Annotated in this window: 9 protein-coding genes and 1 pseudogene; 4 read left to right on the top strand and 6 right to left on the bottom strand. The window is 61.7% G+C overall.

The features are described from left to right. Positions 1-2 precede the first annotated feature (2 nt). The 3 genes from AC3ZJJ_RS11065 to AC3ZJJ_RS11055 are packed head-to-tail and all read right to left on the bottom strand — an operon-like array spanning position 3 to position 4,792. Positions 3-2,510, bottom strand: coding sequence for a GcvT family protein (locus AC3ZJJ_RS11065; protein ID WP_489891875.1), 2,508 nt, complete (start codon positions 2,508-2,510; stop codon positions 3-5). Next, positions 2,507-4,411 (bottom strand): BCCT family transporter, encoded by a 1,905-nt coding sequence (locus tag AC3ZJJ_RS11060; protein ID WP_489891874.1) that lies wholly within the window; start codon positions 4,409-4,411, stop codon positions 2,507-2,509. Before AC3ZJJ_RS11060 ends, AC3ZJJ_RS11065 begins: the two co-directional genes overlap by 4 nt. Positions 4,412-4,441: 30 nt before the next feature. Then, positions 4,442-4,792: a bifunctional 3-phenylpropionate/cinnamic acid dioxygenase ferredoxin subunit gene (locus tag AC3ZJJ_RS11055; protein WP_489891873.1), complete on the bottom strand. Its 351-nt coding sequence runs from the start codon at positions 4,790-4,792 to the stop codon at positions 4,442-4,444. Positions 4,793-5,144: 352 nt separating this feature from the next. Between AC3ZJJ_RS11055 and AC3ZJJ_RS11050 the strand changes: the two genes are divergently transcribed. Next, positions 5,145-6,263, top strand: a complete 1,119-nt coding sequence (locus tag AC3ZJJ_RS11050; RefSeq protein ID WP_489891872.1) for an aromatic ring-hydroxylating oxygenase subunit alpha — start codon at positions 5,145-5,147, stop codon at positions 6,261-6,263. Positions 6,264-6,267: 4 nt separating this feature from the next. On the opposite strand, the gene AC3ZJJ_RS11045 is transcribed toward AC3ZJJ_RS11050, so the two are convergent. Continuing rightward, on the bottom strand, positions 6,268-7,077 hold the full coding sequence (locus AC3ZJJ_RS11045; protein WP_489891871.1) for an IclR family transcriptional regulator: 810 nt from the start codon (positions 7,075-7,077) through the stop codon (positions 6,268-6,270). Positions 7,078-7,529: 452 nt separating this feature from the next. Here AC3ZJJ_RS11045 and AC3ZJJ_RS11040 point away from each other — a divergent pair, with 452 nt between their 5' ends. From AC3ZJJ_RS11040 to AC3ZJJ_RS11030, 3 genes are read left to right on the top strand one after another with little or no spacing between them, the layout of a single operon-like run. Further along, a complete protein-coding gene (locus tag AC3ZJJ_RS11040) occupies positions 7,530-10,151 on the top strand; it encodes a hypothetical protein (protein ID WP_489891870.1) in 2,622 nt (873 codons plus the stop codon). A gap of 2 nt (positions 10,152-10,153) precedes the next feature. Continuing rightward, a complete protein-coding gene (locus AC3ZJJ_RS11035) occupies positions 10,154-11,560 on the top strand; it encodes a hypothetical protein (protein WP_489891869.1) in 1,407 nt (468 codons plus the stop codon). Between the two features lie 12 nt (positions 11,561-11,572). After that, a complete protein-coding gene (locus AC3ZJJ_RS11030) occupies positions 11,573-17,152 on the top strand; it encodes an ATP-binding protein (protein ID WP_489891868.1) in 5,580 nt (1,859 codons plus the stop codon). Between the two features lie 119 nt (positions 17,153-17,271). Here the strand turns inward: AC3ZJJ_RS11030 and AC3ZJJ_RS11025 are convergent, their stop codons facing one another. Both AC3ZJJ_RS11025 and AC3ZJJ_RS11020 read right to left on the bottom strand, forming a co-directional pair. Continuing rightward, positions 17,272-18,807, bottom strand: coding sequence for a DNA cytosine methyltransferase (locus tag AC3ZJJ_RS11025; protein ID WP_489895803.1), 1,536 nt, complete (start codon positions 18,805-18,807; stop codon positions 17,272-17,274). 258 nt (positions 18,808-19,065) lie between these two features. Next, a pseudogene (locus AC3ZJJ_RS11020) lies at positions 19,066-20,316 on the bottom strand (RNA polymerase sigma factor); the annotation flags it as partial. Positions 20,317-20,640: the final 324 nt, after the last annotated feature.

Genomic DNA, 20,640 nt, shown 5'->3' with positions numbered 1-20,640 from the left:
CGTCAGCCGCGCAGCCGCTCCATGCCCGGATCCACCAGCGGCTCCGCGCTGACCGTCGCGGCCACGCGCTCCCCGAAGTACTCGATGGAGACCGAGTCGCCCTCGCCCACGCCCGCCGGCAGCCACGCGTAAGCGATCGGCTTCCGGACCGTGTAGCCGTAGGCCGCGCTGGTCACGTAGCCGCCGGGCTCGCCGTCGACGTAGACGGGCTCCTTGCCCAGGACCATGGACGTGCCGTCGTCGACCGTGAGGCACCGCAGGACCTTGTCCGGCGTCGCGTCCCGCAGGGCCCCTAGCGCCTCGGCGCCCACGAAGTCCTCCTTGCCCTTGGCGATCGAGAACCCCAGGCCCGCCTGGAAGGGGTGGTGCTCGGACGTCATGTCCGTGCCCCACAGCCGGTAGCCCTTCTCCAGCCGCAGGCTGTTGAACGCCCCGCGGCCGGCGGCGACGATCCCGTGTTCCCGCCCGGCCTCGAACAGGAGGTCCCACAGCCGCAGCCCGTACTCGGCCGAGGTGTAGAGCTCCCAGCCCAGCTCGCCGACGTAGGAGAGCCGCATGGCCGTGACCGGGATCCCTCCGATGTGGACCTCCTTGGCGCGGAAGTAGCGCAGCGAGTCGTTGGTGTAGTCGTCGTCGCTCACCTTCCCGATGACCTCGCGCGCCAGCGGGCCCCAGAGCCCGATGCAGCAGGTCCCGCCCGTGGTGTCCGCGACGTGCACCCACTGCGCGGGGTCCGCCGCGGACTGCCTCGCGGCCTCGGTGCGGAAGTACTCGAGGTCCACGTTGCTGTTGACTCCGAGCTGGAAGCGCTCCTCGTCCAGCCGCGCCACGGTCACGTCGCTGCGGATCCCGCCGTCGTCCGCCAGCAAGAGGCAGTAGGTGACGGCGCCGGGCTTCTTGGCGACGTTGCCGGCGCTGAGCCGCTGCAGCAGCCCCAGCGCGCCGGGCCCGCCGATCTCGAGGCGCTTCAGGGGCGTCATGTCGTAGAGCGCGACGGCGGTGCGCGTCTTCCACGCCTCGGCCGCGGAGATGGGTGAGTGGAACATGGCGGACCAGTCGTCCCGCTCCGGCGCGCGCCACTCCTCGGGCAGCTCCTCCAGCAGGGACCGGTTGGCCTCGAACCAGTGCGGGCGCTCCCAGCCGGCGGACTCCAGGAAGAACGCGCCGAGCTCCTTCTGGCGGGCGTGGAACGGGCTGAGCCGCAGGTCCCGCGGCGACGTCCGCGGCTGCAGCGGGTGCAGCACGTCGTAGATCTCCACGAAGTTCTGCTGGGAGGTCTCGCTGACGTAGGCGTCGGACGTCTGGACCTTTTCGAAGCGGGTGATCTCGCAGCCGTGCAGGTCGGTGTGCGACCGCCCGTCCACCAGCAGCTCGGCCAGGGCCTTCGCGACGCCGGCGGAGTGCGTCACCCAGACCGCCTCGGCGACGAAGAAGCCGCCGAGTTCCGGGGCCTCGCCCATCAGCGGGCCGCCGTCGGGCGTGAAGGAGAAGATGCCGTTGAAGCCGTCCTCGATCGTGGCGCCGCGCAGGGCCGGCAGCAGGTCCTGGCTGTCCTCCCACGAGGGCGCGAAGTCCTCGAGGGTGAAGTCCAGCCGGGACGGCATCCGGTGCGCGGACATCTCCGCCGCGTCCACGCGCGGGAGCGAGCCGATGTCCACCGGCATGGGGCGGTGGGCGTAGCTGCCGATGCCGATCCTCTCGCCGTGCTCGCGGAAGTACAGGTCCCGGTCCTGGTAGCGCAGGATCGGCAGCCGGGCGCCGTTGGGCAGGTCGTTGCGGCCGGCCTGCTCGGGCAGGGCGCCGGTGGTCGCGTACTGGTGCGCGAGTGGCAGGAGCGGCACCTCCATGCCCACCATCCTGCCCAGCTCGCGGCCCCAAAACCCGGCGCAGGACACCACGATGTCCGCCGGGATCACGCCGTCGTCCGTCTCGACGCCGGTGACCCGGCCCCCGGCCTGCGCGATCCCGGTCACCCGGGTGGAGCCCAGGTACGTCGCGCCCGCCTCGCGGGTGCGCCGGATGAGCAGCTGCACGGCGCGCGCGGCGGAGGCCAGGCCGTCGCTCGGGACGTGCAGGCCGCCGAGCACCCGGTTGCCGTTCGCGAGCGCGCCCGTGTTCAACAGGGGGTAGTGCTTCTCGCACTCGTCCGGGTCGATGATCCGGCCCTCGATGCCCCACGACGTCGCGTAGCCCAGCTTGCGCTTGAGGTCCTGCAGCCGCGCCTCGGTGGTCGCCAGCTCGAGGCCGCCCACCTGGTTGAAGCAGGAGACTCCGTCGGCGCTCAGCGAGAGCAGCTTGTTGACCGTGTAGGAGGCGAACTCCGTCATGGTCTTGGACGCGTTGGTCTGGAAGACCAGGCCCGGCGCGTGGGAGGTGGAGCCTCCGGCCAGCTCCAGCGGCCCCTGCTCGACGACGGTGATGTTGTCCCACCCCCGTTCGAGCAGCTCGTCCGCAAGGTTCGTGCCGACGATGCCGGCGCCGATGATGACAACGCGTGGGGTAGGGCTCATGGATGCTTCTCCTGGTGTTCGCTGGGGGACGGCGCCGGTGCGGACGACGCCGGTGCGGAGTTGGTCGCGGAGGACGCGGTGCAGCGCCCGTCGTCCGCACAGTTCTCGTCGCAGTCGTGCTTCGTGACGAGTTCGAACTGGACGCCGCCGTGCTGGTCCACGCCGCTGCGGATGGCGCGTTCGACGACGTTGTTGGCCAGGCGGCGGCGCAGCGACAGCGGGTCCCGGCGCAGGTCCCGCGTGAGCGCGAAGCACAGCAGGAGCATGACCAGCACAAAGGGCAGGGCCGCGACGATGGTGATGCGTTGCAGCCCGGACAGGGCCTCTGACGGTTCGTCGCCGCCGGCGAGCAGCATCACCGCGGCCACCGCCCCGGTGAGCGTGCCCCAGAAGATCACCAGGCCGCGGGAGGGTTCCATGGAGCCGTTCGAGCTGAGCGAGGACATGACCAGGGAGGCCGAGTCGGCGCCGGTGACGAAGAAGATGCCGACGAGGACCATGGCCAGGACGGCGACCGCGGCGGCGATCCCGGTGGAGAGCGGCAGGTTGCGGAGCAGGTCGAACAGGGCGCCGTCGAAGGAGATGGAGGGCGCGCCGTCGACGATCGTGGCGATGCCGTCGGACGGGTCGGCCGTCTGGTCCGCGGCCGACTGGATGTTGATGGCGCTGCCGCCGAAGATGCCGAACCAGATCACGCTGACCAGGCTGGGCACCAGCAGGACGCCCGTGACGAACTGGCGGATGGTGCGGCCGCGGCTGATGCGGGCGATGAACATGCCGACGAACGGGGTCCAGGACACCCACCAGGCCCAGTAGAAGATGGTCCAGCCGGACAGCCAGGCCCGCAGCGACTCGTCGCCGACCGCCTCGGTGCGCGAGGCCATCTCGGCGAGGTCGCGGGCGTAGTCGCCGACGGCGGCGGGGATGAGGTTCAGGATGAAGAGGGTGGGCCCGGCGACGAAGACGATGATCGCGAGGATCACTGCCAGCACCATGTTGATGTTGGAGAGCCACTGGATGCCGCGGCGGATGCCGGAGACGGCTGAGGCCACGAAGCAGACGGTCAGGATCGCCACGATGCCCACCAGCACGGGGGTGCCGAGCTCGCCCACGAAGCCGTTGGAGGCCAGGCCGCTGCCGATCTGCAGGGCGCCGAGGCCCAGTGACGCGGCGGTGCCGAACAGCGTGGCGAAGATGGCCAGGATGTTGATGAACTTGCCCACCGGGCCCTCCACCGTCTTGGTGCCGAAGAGGGAGGTGAAGGCGGCGGAGATGAGCTGCTTGCGGCCCAGCCGGTAGGTTCCGTAGGCCATGGCGATGCCGACGACGGCGTACATCGCCCAGGGGTGGAGGGTCCAGTGGAAGATCGAGGTGGCCATGGCGGTCTGGATGGCGGCCGGCGTCTGGCCGTCCACGCTTCCGGGCGGCGGGGAGATGTAGTGGAAGAGCGGCTCGGCGACACCGTAGAACATGAGCCCGATGCCCATGCCGGCCGCGAACATCATGGCGATCCAGGACACCGTCCGGAACTCCGGCTTCTCGCCGTCCTTCCCCAGCGGGATGTCGCCGAAGCGCCCGAGCGCCAGCCACAGCACGTAGACCACAAAGAGCGATGCCAGGACCATAAAGAGCCAGCCGGTGTTCTCCATGACCCAGTCCAGGGCGGTCTGCGACGTCGTCGACAGGTTCTTGGTGCCGAACAGGCCCCACGCCACGAACGCGAGGGCGAGCACGCCGGTGATGCCGAAGACGGTCCTGTCCAGCCCGAGGGGAAGCCGGTTGCGGCTGAGCCGCTTTTGCTCGGTCTCCGCCGCGCGGAGCTCGTGCAGGATCTGCACGGAGTCCTCGGGGCCCGGCGGGTGCGGGTCTTGGCCTACGCCGATGTCGCTGTTAATTGCCATGGGAAGTCCTTCGCTCGATGAGGGGTGCTGCTAGATGCGGCCGTCAATGCCGACGCCAGGCGGGAGGTTCGGGACCTCCTCGGACTCCGTGATCATGATGTCCCCGTCCACGACGGTCACCCGGTGCGTGCGGACCGGCAGCTTGGCCGGCGCCGAGTCGACGCTTCCGGTGCGCAGGTCGAACTTGGAGGCGTGTAGCGGGCACTCCACCTCGCATCCCTCCACATAGCCGTCCGCCAGCGACGCGTCCTGGTGTGTGCAGGTGTCGTCGATGGCGAAGATCTCGCCCTCCTCGGTGTGGAAGACCGCGATCGGCGGGGAGGTGTCGAGGCGCAGCGCGTCCCCGGGGACGAGCTGGCTCAGGGGGCATGCCTTGAGCATGGGGCTACCTCTTTTCCTCCGGGATGTGCGGGCGACAGTTCGGGCACGGTTCCGCAGGGATCAACTGTCGTCGCAATATGCAACAGAGTGCTCCCGCGCACACGGCTTGTCAAGGATCGTCCTGAATACGCCACATGCCTGCAAACGACCATTGACAGAGGGTATGACATGGCTCACGCTGTTGTCTATTACGAGCGTTGTTGCGTAGGAAGCAATTGGAAGAAGGGTGCCCCATGCGGACGCCTGCAATCGTCGGAGCCTCCCTGGCAGGCATGTCCGCGGCGTGCGCGGCCCGGGCACGAATCCCATCCCAGCCGCGATGGCCAGCTAGGAGGACACCTTGCCTGTTGAAGTGAACACCCCCAGCCTGATCCCCACCCTGCCCGGCGCCACCTACGTGGACGCGTCCGTGTTCCGCGCCGAGCAGGAGCACATCTTCGAACAGATGTGGTTCTGCGCGGTGCGCTCGGCGGACCTGGACAAGGCCGGGGCCTGGCGGACCGTGCAGGTGGGCCGGGAGAGCGTGCTGATCAGCCGCACCCGCAAGGGCGGCGTCCGCGCGTTCTACAACATCTGCCGGCACCGCGGCGTGAAGCTGTGCATGGAGGAGCGGGGGCAGGCGGCGCGCTCGTTCCAGTGCCCGTACCACGCGTGGACCTACGACTTCGAGGGCAAGCTCATCGCTGCGCCGAACCTGACCAAGATGCCGGACATCGACCGGGACGAGTACGGACTGGTCAAGGTCCACGTCCGCGAGTACCTCGGGTACGTGTGGGTGTGCCTGGCGGACGAGCCGCCGTCGTTCGAGGACGACGTGATGGGCGCGATCGAGGAGCGCCTGGGCGACGTGCATGCGATCGACGGGTACGACGTCGCCAACCTCAGCCTGGGGCGGCGGATCCGCTACGACGTGAAGGCCAACTGGAAGCTCATCATCGAGAACTTCATGGAGTGCTACCACTGCGCCACCATCCACCCCGAGCTGACCGAGGTGCTGCCGGAGTTCGCCGACGGGCTGGCCGCGCAGTACTTCGTGGGGCACGGCGCGGAGTTCGGCGAGGACGTCAAAGGCTTCACGATCGACGGCTCCGAGGGAATGGAGGCGATCCCCGGGGTGGGCGAGGACCAGGACCGCCGCTACTACGCGATCACCATCAAACCCACCGTGTTCGTGAACCTGGTCCCGGACCACGTGATCATCCACCGTATGTTCCCCATGGCCGTGGACCACACGATCGTGGAGTGCGACTGGCTGTACCTGCCCAGCGTGGTGGAGGGCGGCAAGGACGTCACCGCGTCCGTGGAGCTGTTCCACCGGGTCAACCAGCAGGACTTCGACGCGTGCGAGCGCTGCCAGCCGGCCATGGGCTCGCGGGTCTACGCGAAGGGCGGCGTGCTGGTCCCGAGCGAGCACCACATCGGCGCGTTCCACGACTGGGTGCGGGCGAGGCTGGGGGAGGGCGCCTCCTGAGGCGCTACGGGCCGGTGTAGCCCATGTTGGCGCTGATCTGCAGGCCGGCCGCCTTGAGCGACTCGACGAGGCCCGGCTTTTCCTCGGGTTCGAAGCGGAAGGCCGGTCCCGCGATGCTGATCGAGCCGATCGTGTTGCCCGCGTGGTTGTAGATGGGGACGGCGACGGCGTTGATCCCGATCTCGAACTCCTCCCGGCTGACGGCGTAGCCGTTGTGGGCGACCTCCAGCAGCTGGAGCTCGAGCTCCTTGCGGTTGGTGATCGTCTTCGGCGTGCGGGCGGTGAGGCCGGTCTCCTTCAGGATGCGCTCGCGCTCCTCGGCCGGCAGCGCGGCCAGCAGGACCTTCCCGCTGGACGTGGTGTGCAGCGGGGTCAGGCTGCCGACCCAGTCGTAGGTGGCCAGGACGGACGGGCCCATGGCCTGGTCCACGTTGACGGCGTAGTTGGAGCGCAGGACCGCCAGGTTGACGGTCTCCTTGTGCTCGTCCGCGAGGGCCTCGAGCACGGTGCGCGCCTCGCGGACCAGGCTGAGGCGCCCGGGGATGGAGCTGGCGAGGCGCAGGACGCCGAAGCCCAGCTGGTACTTCCCGCGCTCGCTGTTCTGGTGGACGATGTCCCGCGCCACCAGCGAGCCGAGCAGCCGGGAGGCGGTGGACTTGTGGATGCCGATCTCCTCGGCGATCTCGCTGACGCCGGCGTGCCCGGTGCGCGCGAGGATTTCCAGGATCGCGAGCGCCCGGTCCACGGACTGCACGCCGCCGTGCGGTCCTGCGTCTGAGTCGCTCTCGCGTTCCGGGTCGTTCTTCGAAGCCATGGTGTGTCTCTCCGGTGGGTTCTGTGGTTCAGGCGCGTGCCGGTCGAAGTTATTCGTTCGATCCTAGTGCTGGGCGCGCGGCGGCGTGGATTAACTATTGGCACATAGGTCAAGGCGGCAAGACCTTCGCCCGTGGTGAGAGTGATTTTTCTGGAGTCCGGGTCGCTGCCGACGATAGTCGTGTTTTGCGCTGCGTGGAGATGGCTCGCCTGAGTTGTCGTCTGCTTCTTTGTTAGACAGCACTAGACGTCAAATTTACCTCCGTTGCGCATAGAGCCATCGGGCCGAGGGAAATGGTTCGCTGGCTGGTCTCTCGGAGCCCTTGATGTGCGCGTAACACAGTACGGGAGGCTTGAGCGGGGCTCTCCGCGTCGGACATTTTGGTCTGTCGTCGGTCAGGCATACGCTGCTTCGGTTGCGACATGGACCGATGGGGCTAGTATTTGTTTGAATTGCTTGATTTGGCCTTGTCAAACAGAGTGTTGCCAGTCGAGGGGCCGGAACTCGGCAACTTTCAGAGGGGGGACTGTCAGGTGACAGACATAAGCGGAAGTGCCTGGAGCGACGGTGAGATCCGTGTGCTCATTGATGCCTACAAGGAAATGCTGACGGCGGAGCTGGAGGGTGTGCCTTATGTCAAGCGTCGGTTCAACGAGCGAGTTCAAGCGGCCCTAGGACGGTCGCAGGCGGCGATCGAGTTCAAGTGGTGCAACCTAAGCGCTGTTCTCCGGGACGCAGGTCGCGCCTATATTCAGGGTTACAAGCCACGAAGCCACTTTCAGATTGAACTGAGGGACGCCGTCAGTCGTCGCCTTGACGAGTTTCCATATCCTGAGGGCTGGCAGGCGCCAGATGCGACGAGCTGGCATCCTGAAGGGAACGGTGAGCTCGAGCCACAGCTACCTAAAAATGACATGTACGTCCCCGACCATAGTGCGTTGCGGGCGGTGGGGCTGGATGGAAGGCAAAAGCCCGTCGTCTCACGGTCTTCGACCGCAGAGGAACCGAATCTTGCTGACGATCACGGTGACTTCTGGACTCGCGTGTCTGCGCTGTGGGAACGATCTACGGGCGGGCAGGACGTCGCCGAGCGGCCAACAGATGGCACGTCGGATGCCTCGCTCCAAAATGTGTCGGACTTGGACAGAATCGAGTCGCCGCGTCCGGCCGGAGTCTCCGAGGCCTGCACATGGTTTAAGGAGGGGTTGGACTTGGCCACCGTTCCCCGTTTCCTGTTTCTTGTTGGAGGGCCGGGCGCCGGCAAATCTCACGCCGTTAGGCAACTAGTTAGCCCGTATAAGCGCGTTAGCCCAACTCCGGACGGACTTGCCCATCGAACTTACGAGTACGAAACTACACAGGGCCGGCTCGTATTGGTCAATGATGCGACTATTCCGAGTGACGAGTTCTCAGATGCTCCGCTCGTTCATGAGATTTCAGCTGCCAGTAGCGGCCAGAAGCATCTCGTGGCCTGCGTCAACCGGGGAATCCTGGTCGAGGAACAAAAGCAAACCGCCGGAGATTCCTCTTCTCTCGGGGCCGGCAAATCAGTCCTAAATTGGATGCAGTTTGAGGAGTGGGGTGCTGAGGAAACGGGAGGATGGCGCGTTGAAACGTTTCAGAAATCGGACTATTTGGCTCAGGGACAACTCACATTCGCGGGAGCACCTGTCGCGGATATAGTTGCCATCTACGTTGATGTTTGCTCGCTCTTAGAGCGCACGCCTGCAGTAGAGCACGGAGCAGGTAGGCGGCTGCTTCCGGGCGGTTATCAAATTGGCGACACTGTGGAGCGTCTCTCATGGGCCGACGATGCGACATCCGCTGGATTCCTCCTAAACGAGATAGCGAACTCGCTCGCCCTTCCGTCACACCTTGGTCTGAGGACAAAGCTGAACCCGGTGGCAGCCAACCTCAAGTCACTTAGCTCCCCGACAGTCCGCGCTGGATTGCTAGCCACATTGCGGGCGGCCGAGATTGCCAACGGCCAGAGATTCTCATATCGGGAAATATGGGGCGCTATCGTCAGGTCTATCGTCGGAGACCTGCCTGAACTTATGGGGCGGTCTGACATTCACCGATTTGTCGAGCAGGACGAGCATGTCTATGCCGATGACCCAATCGAGGACTTCGAGCATGTTATGGACTTGGCGGGTATTCGCATGTCGCAGAGCCTGTTTGGTGTGGCTGTTGACCCAGGCATGGCCAGTGGAGATCCGCGCCGAAATCCAGTTACGCGCTTGACGCATGTAGTGGATCCCATGCGCGACGCCACGCCCGGCGTCCTCTCAGAAGATCCCGGAACCGGGTGGGCCAGCCCCATCACAGGAGCGTTCAGCGGGCCGTCCTCCGACGGATCGCCTCTGCAGTCACTTGAAGAGAATCTCAACGAGGCTCAGGCGCATCAATTTAGGACAATTCTGACGGAATTCGACCGACACGTAGACGATTGCTTCAAGTTGGCAATGCAGTGGCAGCATACGAAAGAGCGGGATCGGGCGCGATTTGTTCATTGGTACGGCTCATATCTAGGACGCCTATATGCGCTGAGCAACGGCGTCTCGGCCTTTCGGCGCGAGATCAGGGCGTGGTCGGAAGCGTGTTACTACGGAACTCAGGTTCCCCAGAGACTCAAGATTGGGTTGCGTGCCCTCCTGCGTCCGAAGCGACAGCCGCACGATACCGACTCACGCTCGCTTATACCCATCCTCGATAGCAGGACCGACCCGGTCGTCGGCACGGTTACGACACCGAAGATTGCCCTCGAAACAGGAAACTTCGACATGACGATCGACAGAACGGCGGAATCGCTCTTTCTAGTGCTCACTGAGGGGACGACAGAGATTGCCAGAATGCCACTTGACCTAGCACTCATCCGGGAGGCAGGAGCCTGCACCAATGACTATCCGGGAATGACTGAACTAACTGAAACCACTTCGCCCAGACTCGAACGTTTCCGTTCCGCCCGACTGGTGCCCGACCGCCTTGGCCTCGATAACTATCGAATCGTCCATGGCGACGGCGACACGACGTTGACAGTCAACCCAGCACTAGTAGAAGTCGGAGTGAACTAGACGTGGCACGAGCAGGGGACATCATTCTTGAGATCAATCGCCCACAGTATGTTTCCGTTCCAGAAGGATTCATTTCGTCACTTGCGTGGAGCGTCCATGAATGGGATCGACCTCAAGAATCTTCCAAGCCTCTGGGCCTGATCTACAAGAGGACTGCAAAAAGCGAGAAGAAATCTCCGAACTTCGAACTACTCGAAACGGCGCCAAGCGGCGAGCAATTCGCATCCTTCGGTCTAGCGCTTAAGGATGAGGGCCTCGGATATGAGGCAATGTCGACACAACTGATTTCCGAGGCAGTGGTCAACTCGGTGACGGGCGTTCAGGCAGAAAAGAGCACGCTTCAGGCGGCTAGCCCAATAACTCCAGGCTTTGCTCTCCTGCAGAATATGCGCGGAATCCAAGGAGCAAAGAACCCCCCGGATCTGGCAGGGATTCTCGAGGCGATCTACGCCTACGGCAAGGAACCCAGCGACGCAGTCACTGACGGCGTGGCGGAGCACTGGTACAGGGCCGCGTCTCGCCGCTGCTCTCAGGATCCGCTGCTCCGAGCCATGGATAGCGCCGTTCGACACAAGCTTCTGGGCCACAACCTTCGGGCAATCACGCCGGAGACGCCGAACGCGCCGATCTGCATTCCAAACTCACCCTTCACGTGGTTTGCGAGAACGTGGGAGAAACTGACTTCAGATGAGTGGGTTGAGGCTATGCCTGCCCGCGTGTGGACGGACTGGGCCACCACGGTCTTGCGCCTCGGTTTGGGAATGGGATTCCTGTGGGAGGCAACGTGGTATGAGTCACTCGCCCGCCGCATTCTTTCAAATGAGTCGTTTGCACGGGATGAAGCTATTGCTCAAATGCCCCAGACGCTACCTTGGCAGTCGCAGAGGGCATCGCAATCGGTTCGTGACGTTGCGTCCATCCTTCTTTGGAGGGTTCACCGAGGTGGAGGAATTCGCAAGGTGCTCACAGAATGGCTCGACGAGCGTGGAGATCTAGATGAAGAATTCGAGACGGCGCTATCTGGGATGCGAACTGATGACAAACTTCTGAACGATCTGACGAGCGTCATTGGAGGCCAGCACAAGACATCGGTCAATACGTGGGAAGCCATTAAGTACGCACTGATGACGCGCGACGTCGCTGGGCCATTCGCTGACTATTACGGGCTCCTAAAGTCGTCGGGCAGATATCTAACCGTCGACCCAGGAACAGAATGGATCGCTGTAGTTGCGAGCCTGAGCTGTGACAAACCCAGAGGGTCGGCCAATGTAGGTGAGCTTATGAGCAACCTAAACGAGTTGGGGATGCAGCCCGAGCTTGCCGACATTGTCGGACTCTTGGAGCGTGCAGGTTTGGCTAGGGGCAGCGCCGACGCTGATCAGGGCGTCCAAATTCAGAGTGCATTCTAGGGGATAGGGAAAATGCTCGGAAAAGTATTGGGGAGCTGCCTTCAAGGCCTCCAGGGACTCAACGCGGTTTATTTGCCTGCGGGCGTCCGCATCTCGATTGCGGATGATCTCGTGATCCGTGCCAATGAAGGCGGGGACGATCCGTACGCAATCCTTGTCGTTCCCGCTGGGCACCGCGGTGGGATGTCAACTAACACTGCTCTCAAATATCGTCAGGGGGATCGACTCGCTGTCGTTGCTGGAAGGCACCCCGATCTCGGCTCCTTCACGCAATCATTCCGAGAAATCCTTGGACTGAACTATCCGGAATCGGCTACCGGCAGCCTTACAACAGCTGCTGTCGCCCGTGCGGCAGTTCAGATGCTGAGCGACCGCCATGGCGTGTCGCAAACAGGACCGTGGTCTGGGGAGGCAGAGCGGATTCTTGCTGGCTGCCTAGATTGCGTAGCCGGGCTTCAGAAAGAACTTCGGCAAGGTACCGAGAGCTGGAACGTCCAGTGGTTTCACCACGTCGACGACGGGCTGACTCGTCTCTTTGATTTCCTGACTATAGCTAAGCCCGAACTTTCAGGAATGGCTGCGTTTTTCGAGAAGTACACGTTCGCCGCTTTCGGGCTCCCACGACCCGCCGTACCTACGGGACCTCGGTTCACGCCTAAGCAGTTCGCTGAGGCATTCAGGAGCCACTGGTCAGATCAAACGACTATCGCCCGTTCTGCTGCCCATCTGGCACACGCGCCGGACAACAAGACTCAAGAACCACATGTAATCTCGCACGTGGACTGGACCCAGTTTGATCGCGAGGTAGCCTCCACGGACAATCTGGCGCTGACGTTTGCTCGCTACTTCCATCACGACGAATCTGTAACCGAGAAGCTTGCGGAACTGACGGAATCCCAGTTCATCAATCCGACGTCCGCTGTTGAGAAGGGCGACCGACTCGAGGCCTTTACCAGCGACATGGTGAGTCTCTCCGTCGCAGCTTCAAACAGTTCGCACGGACCGTTTCTTGCGGTGGCCTCAATCGACGACTGGGCCGGTGAAGTCGCGACTGAAGAGATCCTTCTGCGAATCCCGATTCTCGCGCCCGTCACGCCAGATGAGGCTGCTACCTCTCAGCTGCTTGTTCGCAGTGTGTTCCCTAAGTCTGAATGGACCGGAACTCTCGAAGTAGGCAGCGATGGTCTGCTCTACAGTCGGGGCAGAATCGTCAAGCCTCTCGGCAAGGGGCCGTGGAAGTTGGCCCCACGTAGCCATCGGTTAGTTCTTGAAATGGGCCCCGAGGACACCTTGTTCGGCCGAGTTCCTGCGGCAGCTGCATGTGAGGTCAGCGTGTCCATTGGGGAACAGCCAGGACTCTGGATTGCCCCCATCCGCAAGGGCGGGGCATTGGGCCGCACTAGCTACTACGGGCCGGAGGAGATGGATAGCCTCGATGACGGATCAGGAACAGGCAACTACGCCATTGACCTGGAACCGAATTCGGCCACGGCGGGAATCGACAATTGCAGATTCATTGTGTGGTCCGCCGTGGGCGCAACGCCAACGTTCGAAGGAGAGGATTTTCGGGAGTTTGATGGACGTCGTGGTGTGTACTTCTACGATTCCCCTCCGCTGAACTTCGCTCAAATCGTTGCGGAAACGGTTAGCTTTGACTGTCGTTCCATGGCGAGCAGCAAGGCGCCTACGTCGCCGGTCGTCGCCGCAATCTCGAAGATGCTCCCATCTCGCGACCCGCTGTCTCTCGAGACCCTCAAGTCCTTGAGAGGACAATACGAGACGTGGCTCACTGAGAACTTGTCTGAAGATGGAGTAGAAATCTCCCTCGGGCATGTGATCATGCCGACTGACCGAGACTCAGCGGGATTTCCCGCCGAGACTAGACCAGAGTCAGGCTTCGCCATGTCAACCGGCACAGCAAGCCACTGGGAGTCGGCATCGGATCTGAGTGTGCCCGTGATGCTGCGGAAATCGGAAGCCTTTTCGGACTTTCTTGCTGCCTTCCAAGGTCTCGCGTTGCGATCCAAGTTGTTCAATTCGACAGGAGGACTGGGTGGTCGCTCCGCAATGCTTCCCTCTACGATGCCTTGGAAGGATCTGTGGGAAGACAGGTCCGTCCTTGAACAATATTTGACTGCCTACACAGGACTGATCCGTGAAGCAAAGCGGCTTGAGGACCCGGCCGGAGTGTTCTGGGCCACATATCCTTTCTCGATCAGCCTTTGGTCAACTGTGGGGTCGGCCAAGTGCCATGCAGTCCTGCTTAGCCCACTGCACCCAATTCGGCTCGCATGGTTAGCGGGCGTCGAACATGCCTTGTGGAACTCCAGGCTGGCCGACCGACTGGCGGGAACGGTCGAAGGATGGAATTTCCCAATGGTTGGGCCGCGTGAAACCGAAATGGGTCGTCTGATGGCAGTCCCGATGGAAACCGGCGAAGGCCAGGTGTTTCTAGGTTGGTCCATGCTCGTTCAGACCTCAGCAGAAGAGTTCACTACCCCAGGTTCGCCGGAGAATGCCGGATCACTCAATGTTCCGGGAACCGCAGTCAGCGGTCTCAATGCTACGGCCGTATCCGCGGCGATTCGCAGCTATCGCAAGATGAATCCGCATGTAACAACGCTGACAGTTGATCTGGCGTCTTCCGGGCACAGCACTCGACTAGAGGAGGTAGATGAAGCGGTCCTCACTGAGGTCGCGGGTTGGTCCTCGCACAATTCCACACCGCTGTTCGGCGGGGCCAGAATCTGGGATTCTATTAATCGTGGTGGGGAACCGCCACGAGAGAAGGTCGCACGACTCGTTCGCGCTGAGGAATCCGTTCCTCTGGTTTGGAGTCGGTACTCGCCCAAGGACGTTCCTGCCATGCGCTGCAATGTGCGCATTCTCCAAGACGGCGGCGTAACTGCCATGCTCCGAAGCGCGGGGCAGGAACCTCGGCTCGGCGCGATCGGCGATGTGCCACTGCGCCGATTCGAGGCCGTAAATGCGAAACCCGTTAGAAACTCCAGCTCAACCGCGTCTCCCACACTCAGGGACAATCAGGGATGGAGTCCCTTCACTGAGGCGGTCAGAGAGATCGAGGGGCCAACTGCGACAACCGAAATTATGACCAAGCTCTTCTCTGCTCAACTCGTCAGCGACAGTGCTGACTGGACCGTGTCTGGTGAATCCTTGATGAGCCCCAGCGCCATGGCCAAGATCGTCCAGGCCACTGCACAGGGCAACCAGATGCTATGGGAATGGCGACCGCCGTTCCTAGAAGCCACCCGCGATATTCCCGCCTTAGAGCGCCGCCCCTTCGTTTCCGTCGCTCGAGTTCCAAACGGGTTCCGTCGGCAGATCGGCAGATTGCTCTCGAAGGCAACCGGTCGCGATGTTTCGGATCAATTGGTAAACGAGCTGCTCGAACGACTGGGAACTCGCGGCGTGGGCCTTTCTTCAATGCTGGCAATGGGAGGAACACACGCGGCGGGCGCGCTGGGGTTCTTCCTTGTTTTCTCGCTCATGGAACGACTACAGGTCGAAGCGTCTCGGCTATATGTGCTGCCCATCGACGCCTGTGACACTTTCTTGCGTGCTCTCTCGGCAGACAGCCCGGAGCTAGATTCAAAGCGTCGGGCTGATGTTCTCATCATGAGGCTGGAAGGGCGCACACTGACGCTGTCTCCTGTGGAGATCAAGTTTTATGGATTGGACTCGGAGTTCCCGAACAGTCACCTACCTGATCCGAGGGAGTCAGGGGCACTGCGGGAACCGTTGGAGCAGGTTCGAGCCACGGGGGAAGTCCTCGAAGCCTTGAGGATGACCTGGAGTGACATTCGCACCTCGGGTGATCCTTCGGATCAAGCACTATGGACCAACGGGCTAGCTGCGCTTGTTGAATCCGCAGCGAGGTTGGCGCCGAGCGCCACTACGGATCCCGTCGAGTTGAGCAAGACCCTTAGCGATATCGCATCGGGGCAGATCGATGTACGAATCGGCCGTCCCATCGTTTCGTACTTCCGGCACGAGGCTAAGACGAAGGACGGCGAAGTCTATGTTGGTGCACAGGTCGAAAATGGCGTGCTAGCGGAATCCTTCGGCAGCTATGCCGTCTTGGCAGCTAACTCGGCTGCCGCGTTTGAGTCACTCAACGAGAACGATTCGCAGATCTTGGAGTCTTGGCGAAGCCTCGTTGACTGGTCTCTGGCTGCGGCGAGCAACGGGACAGATGCAATTCCAACTGAGGACGAAGGCGAAAGGGTTGAAGAAACTCTAGATGATGAGCGTTCCGCGGACCTAGGCAGTGGTGGTATAGAAACTGGCGGCATGCTAATTCCGGGTGAGGAGGAGACCGGCAACGGCAGTGGAGTACCTCCGGAGGAGGTGGAGGCAGAAGTGGGAGCCGAGCCTCCACTGATTCCGCCGCACATCCTCGATCCCAAGGATAGCGTCGATCCTCAACCATCCTTGGGTGTGCGCTTTCCCGTCGGTGCGACGCTGCCCGCGGAACATGGACAGATAGCAGACTTCTGGCCCAGCAACATCGATTTGAACCAAATGAACGTTGGAATCGTCGGGGATTTGGGCACGGGCAAAACCCAAATGATGAAAACCCTCATCTATCAGCTGCGCGAGAAAAGCCGTCAAGAGCAGGATCGGCCCCTCTCAATGCTGATCTTCGACTACAAACGCGACTTCCAAGCGTCGGAGTTCCTTGAGGCGGTTGATGGGAGGGTTCTGAGGATCGATAATATCCCTCTGAACTTCTTCCAGCTTCGTGAAGGCTACACACCTATGGCGGCCACCCAGCGAGCGAACGAATTTATAGACGTCTTGGACAAGATCTACAGCAATGTCGGGCCCATCCAAAGGGACCGCCTTCAAGTAACGATTACCGATCTCTATCGGGAGAACAAGTTCCAAGCTCCCACAATCGGGCGGGTTCTAGATCGTTACAGCGATGGCGGCGAAAAGGTTGATGCAGTCACCTCACTACTGCGGCGGTTCGTTACGTCGGAAGTATTCACAGAGGATCCCGCGGAGTCCCAGTCTTTCGATGAACTTCTGGACGGCAACGTCATCGTTGTCGCCCTGAATGACTTCAAGACGGATGACGACGGCAAGAATGCCTTGGTCGTGCTCTTCTTGAACATGTACTACGACTACATGATGAATGTTTCCAAGCCGGAAATTATCGATGTCAGCCCGGAGCTAAGACTGAGGACGATTAACTCGTTCCTCCTCGTCGACGAGGCAGTCAACATCATGAAATATAAGTTCAGCGTGCTGTCCAGCCTCCTCCTTCAGGGAAGGGAGTTTGGGTTTGGCGTCATGTTGGCATCGCAGTATCTAAGCCACTTCCGTCAGGGACAGGAGGACTATGCGCAGCCACTCCTCACCTGGTTCATACACAAGGTGCCCTCCGTGACCGCTAAGGATCTGTCGATGCTGGGTTTGGGCGCGAAATCAGAGCACTTTGCACAGCGAATCACGTCTCTCAAGCTGCACCAGTCGTTGTACAAGTCCTTGGGCTACGAACGAGGACGGTTTATTCAGGAGATCCCATTCTACGAGTTGCTCAAGCAAGCTCAGGAGCGACAGGAGTAAGCCGTCCGTGGGAGCCCAAGTTCCGGGCTCCCACGCATTGCATCACCGCGAGCAAGATGACGCTCCCGTAGCTACCGGAAACGGGAGAGTCGGTCGTACCCCTGTGAAGATTCTGAGAATCATCCCAAGGGTGCGCCCGCGCTTTGGACCAGTTCATGATCCGAGGTTTCGAATGTTGGCGACCCCGCCTCCGCAAGCTCAAGCAGTTCTTGGACGACAAGACCGGCTTGGCGGGCAAGGACGGGCGGAACCGCATTGCCGACCTGAGTGTATTGGGGCACCTCGAACTTGCGCCTATTTCCGCCCGTAGTTGGCTTAGACCGAAACTCGAACCAGTCTGGAAATGATTGGATCCTTGCCATCTCTCTGACGCTCAGCGTCCTGAGCTCTCTGGCCGAGTAGTGGCAACAGTCGTCAGGTATCGACAACGCCGCTGGGGCAGGTTTCCGGGCAACGAGCGCCCGCTGTGAGTGTTTCTTCGTGGTCAGTCCCTGGATAAGAGAGATGATCTCACCCGGATCTCCCGGCGATCGAAGCGGTTGGCCCTCATCGAAGAGGAACGTTTGATTCATGAGCGGCGCGACTAAGCCCTCGACGCGCTTGAGGTCCCCTTCTCGCATACCGCGCGCGATAGTGCGCGACAATTTTCGCTCGTTCAACGCTTCCAGAACTTGATAGAGACGGAAACGTTGTTGGACCCTGAAGGTGTGTTTGCGCTTCTGCAGGTTGCCCGTCGCGATGTCCTCATCAGGCCTCGGGAAAAGTTCGCCGAGTTTGACGACGTACTCGGACATTTCTGCCGAGGAGTTCTCAGCCAGATCCTGAATTGCGTCGCCCGCCGTTGCCCATTCCTCGGGGGCCGGTCGCGTACGAAGATGTCGAAGGGGTCCTTCGGCGAACGTCGACTCGTCCAAAGAATTCGCGGCATCCCAATACCTGAAGACGTCCCAGTCGATGCTCTTTCTAAGTGCCATCAGAGCCTGACGGGCTATGGCCTGAAAGCCCTTCGGTAGGGACGCGTCTGCCAGAAATGCCGCTAGGTCACCGCGGATGGCAAACATGATGAAGCGTGGACGGTTCTGCGCGACACCGACGTACTTGGCATTGACGTGAACGCAGAGGGGTGCATAGCCGATCTCCACGAACGCCTTAGCAACTTCCTTCCAGGCGTGGAACTCGATCCCGTCTTCAATAAACGGCCGCAGTATGCCGCTGACGTTTTCCAATAGCACGGTTTTGGGGCGAACCAGATTGACGAATTTCGCGAACTCCCAAGGCAACTGGTTGCGGTGGTTGTCGCGTTGGCGGAGACCAGCCATGCTGAAACTCTGGCATGGAGGCCCACCGGACACCAACTCAACGGCTAAGCGTTCTCGGTGGTCCGAATTCTCCTCGAAATCAGCTTCGAGGAGCTTGTTCAACGTAATGACACTGCCGACGGCGAGTTGATTCTTGCCGGTAAATCCTCCAGCGGGAACATCCGATTCGACTTGTGGATCCCAATCAGGGAAGTCATGCGGATTCTCGGACAAGCGCTGGCGCATCTCGCTTCGGGCGAAATTGGAAGTTAGCCACAGGACAGCATCGGACTTAATCGCTTCGGGCGCGGATACATCCACACCGAGGTGGTTGAACGCAAATGTCTCGGCTGCCATTGGGGAAAGTTCATTCGCTAGTGCAAGCTCGAACCCAAGAGATTGGAGACCCAACGACATGCCGCCGCAGCCCGCGAACAGCTCAATAAAGCGACTCAAAGTACCTTCTTGGAACGATTTTTCAGAGCAATAGGACGGCTATCTACTATAGTCCGATCACGGTCGTGGTTCCAGGACCAACTCCTTACCCGGCTGTTCTGGAAGTTCAGCCGATGGCGATTCGGGCGCGCCGACCGCGGAGGGAGGCTGGCTGTCGAACTCAAAATAATCGCGCAGGATCTGGGACCGAGACGGATGGCGCAGCAGTGTCAAGGTATTGGCTTCTATCTGGCGAATGCGCTCGCGGGTAACACTGTAGACCTTTCCGATTTCGTCTAAGGTCTTTGGCTGGCCATCCGTCAGGCCGAACCGCATGGCGATCACGCCTGCCTCTCTCGGAGAGAGCGTATCTAGAACAGAGTGAAGCTGATCGCGGAGCAAGGCGTATGACAAATACTCGAACACATCTGGAGCTTCCTCCTCGTAAAGGATGTCGCGGAGCCAGGTTCCCTCGTCATCGATGTTTGCCTCGAGTGAGATTGGTGCGGGCCTGTCATACTTCCGTACCTCAGCGATTTGCCCCTGTGAAATTTCCGCCTTGCGCGCTAGTTCTTCGTCCGTTGGCTCTCTGTCGAGATCCTGGCTCATTTGGCGCCGGACACGCGTGAGCGCATTTATGGCCTCGACCATGTGGACGGGGATGCGGATGGTGCGGGCCTGATCGGCCATTGACCGTGTGATGGCCTGGCGGATCCACCAGGTCGCGTAGGTGGAGAACTTGAAGCCCTTGGTGTAGTCGAACTTCTCGACCGCGCGGATGAGGCCCAGGTTGCCTTCCTGGATGAGGTCCAGGAACAGCATGCCGCGGCCCGTGTAGCGCTTGGCCAGCGACACCACGAGGCGGAGGTTGGCCTCGAGCAGGTGGTTCTTGGCGATCTTGCCGTCGTGGACGATCTGTTCGAGGTCCCACTTGAGCCGCTTGTCCATGGAGTCGTCCGCGGCGTTCAGCTTCTGGGTGGCGAAGAGGCCGGCCTCGATGCGCAGCGCCAGGTCGACTTCCTGCTCGGCGTTGAGCAGCGCGACCTTGCCGATCTGCTTCAGGTAGTCCTTGACCGGGTCGGCGGTGGCGCCGGCGACCAGCACCTGCTGCTGCGGGGCATCGTCCTCGTCCGACGTGATGATGAAACCGCGGGACTCTTCCTCCGGCTCTGCCGCGATGACAACGGGACCCTCTTCGGGGTCCGTGGCGTCAACGGCAGCCTCGGCCTCGGGCGCCTCGGTTGCCGCGCCCTTGGACGCGCGCTTCCGCGCTGGGGCGGCCTCGGCGGCCGGGGCCCCACCGGCGGAGGCTCCCTTCGCCGCCTTGTGGCGGGCGCGCGTCTTGGCGGACTTCTGCAGTGGCGTTTCCACGGCGTCTGCGGCGCTAGGCGCCAGTACGGCAGTGACAGCAGATTTCTCCTGTACGTGCATGTGGGCAGGCTGCGATTCCTGCTCTGAGGGCTCGCTTGAGACGAGTTGATCGAGAACCCAAGGCGCTCCGGTGATGAGGCGCAACAGCAGCAGAGCGCCCGAGCGAGTGAACGACGTATCTTGCGCGGGCAGGTCGAAGTAGACCTCGCGAATCTGCCCTGACGATGTATCAGTAACAGCAAGGTTCCAATTGGTGAGGGGAGTAAGCGACGATTCAGGATGCTTCAGTAGAGAACCGATATTTTCTCTGATGGACGCTAGCCGGTCCTCGGTGAGTGACGCGCGCCACCGTCCCTTAAGCCCCATGGTGCTAACGCGCAGATA

The sequence above is a fragment of the Arthrobacter sp. AOP29-A2-19 genome (genome assembly GCF_058138025.1).
The sequence above is the reverse complement of the archived record's forward strand: the minus strand, read 5'-3'. Positions and strand labels throughout refer to the sequence as shown.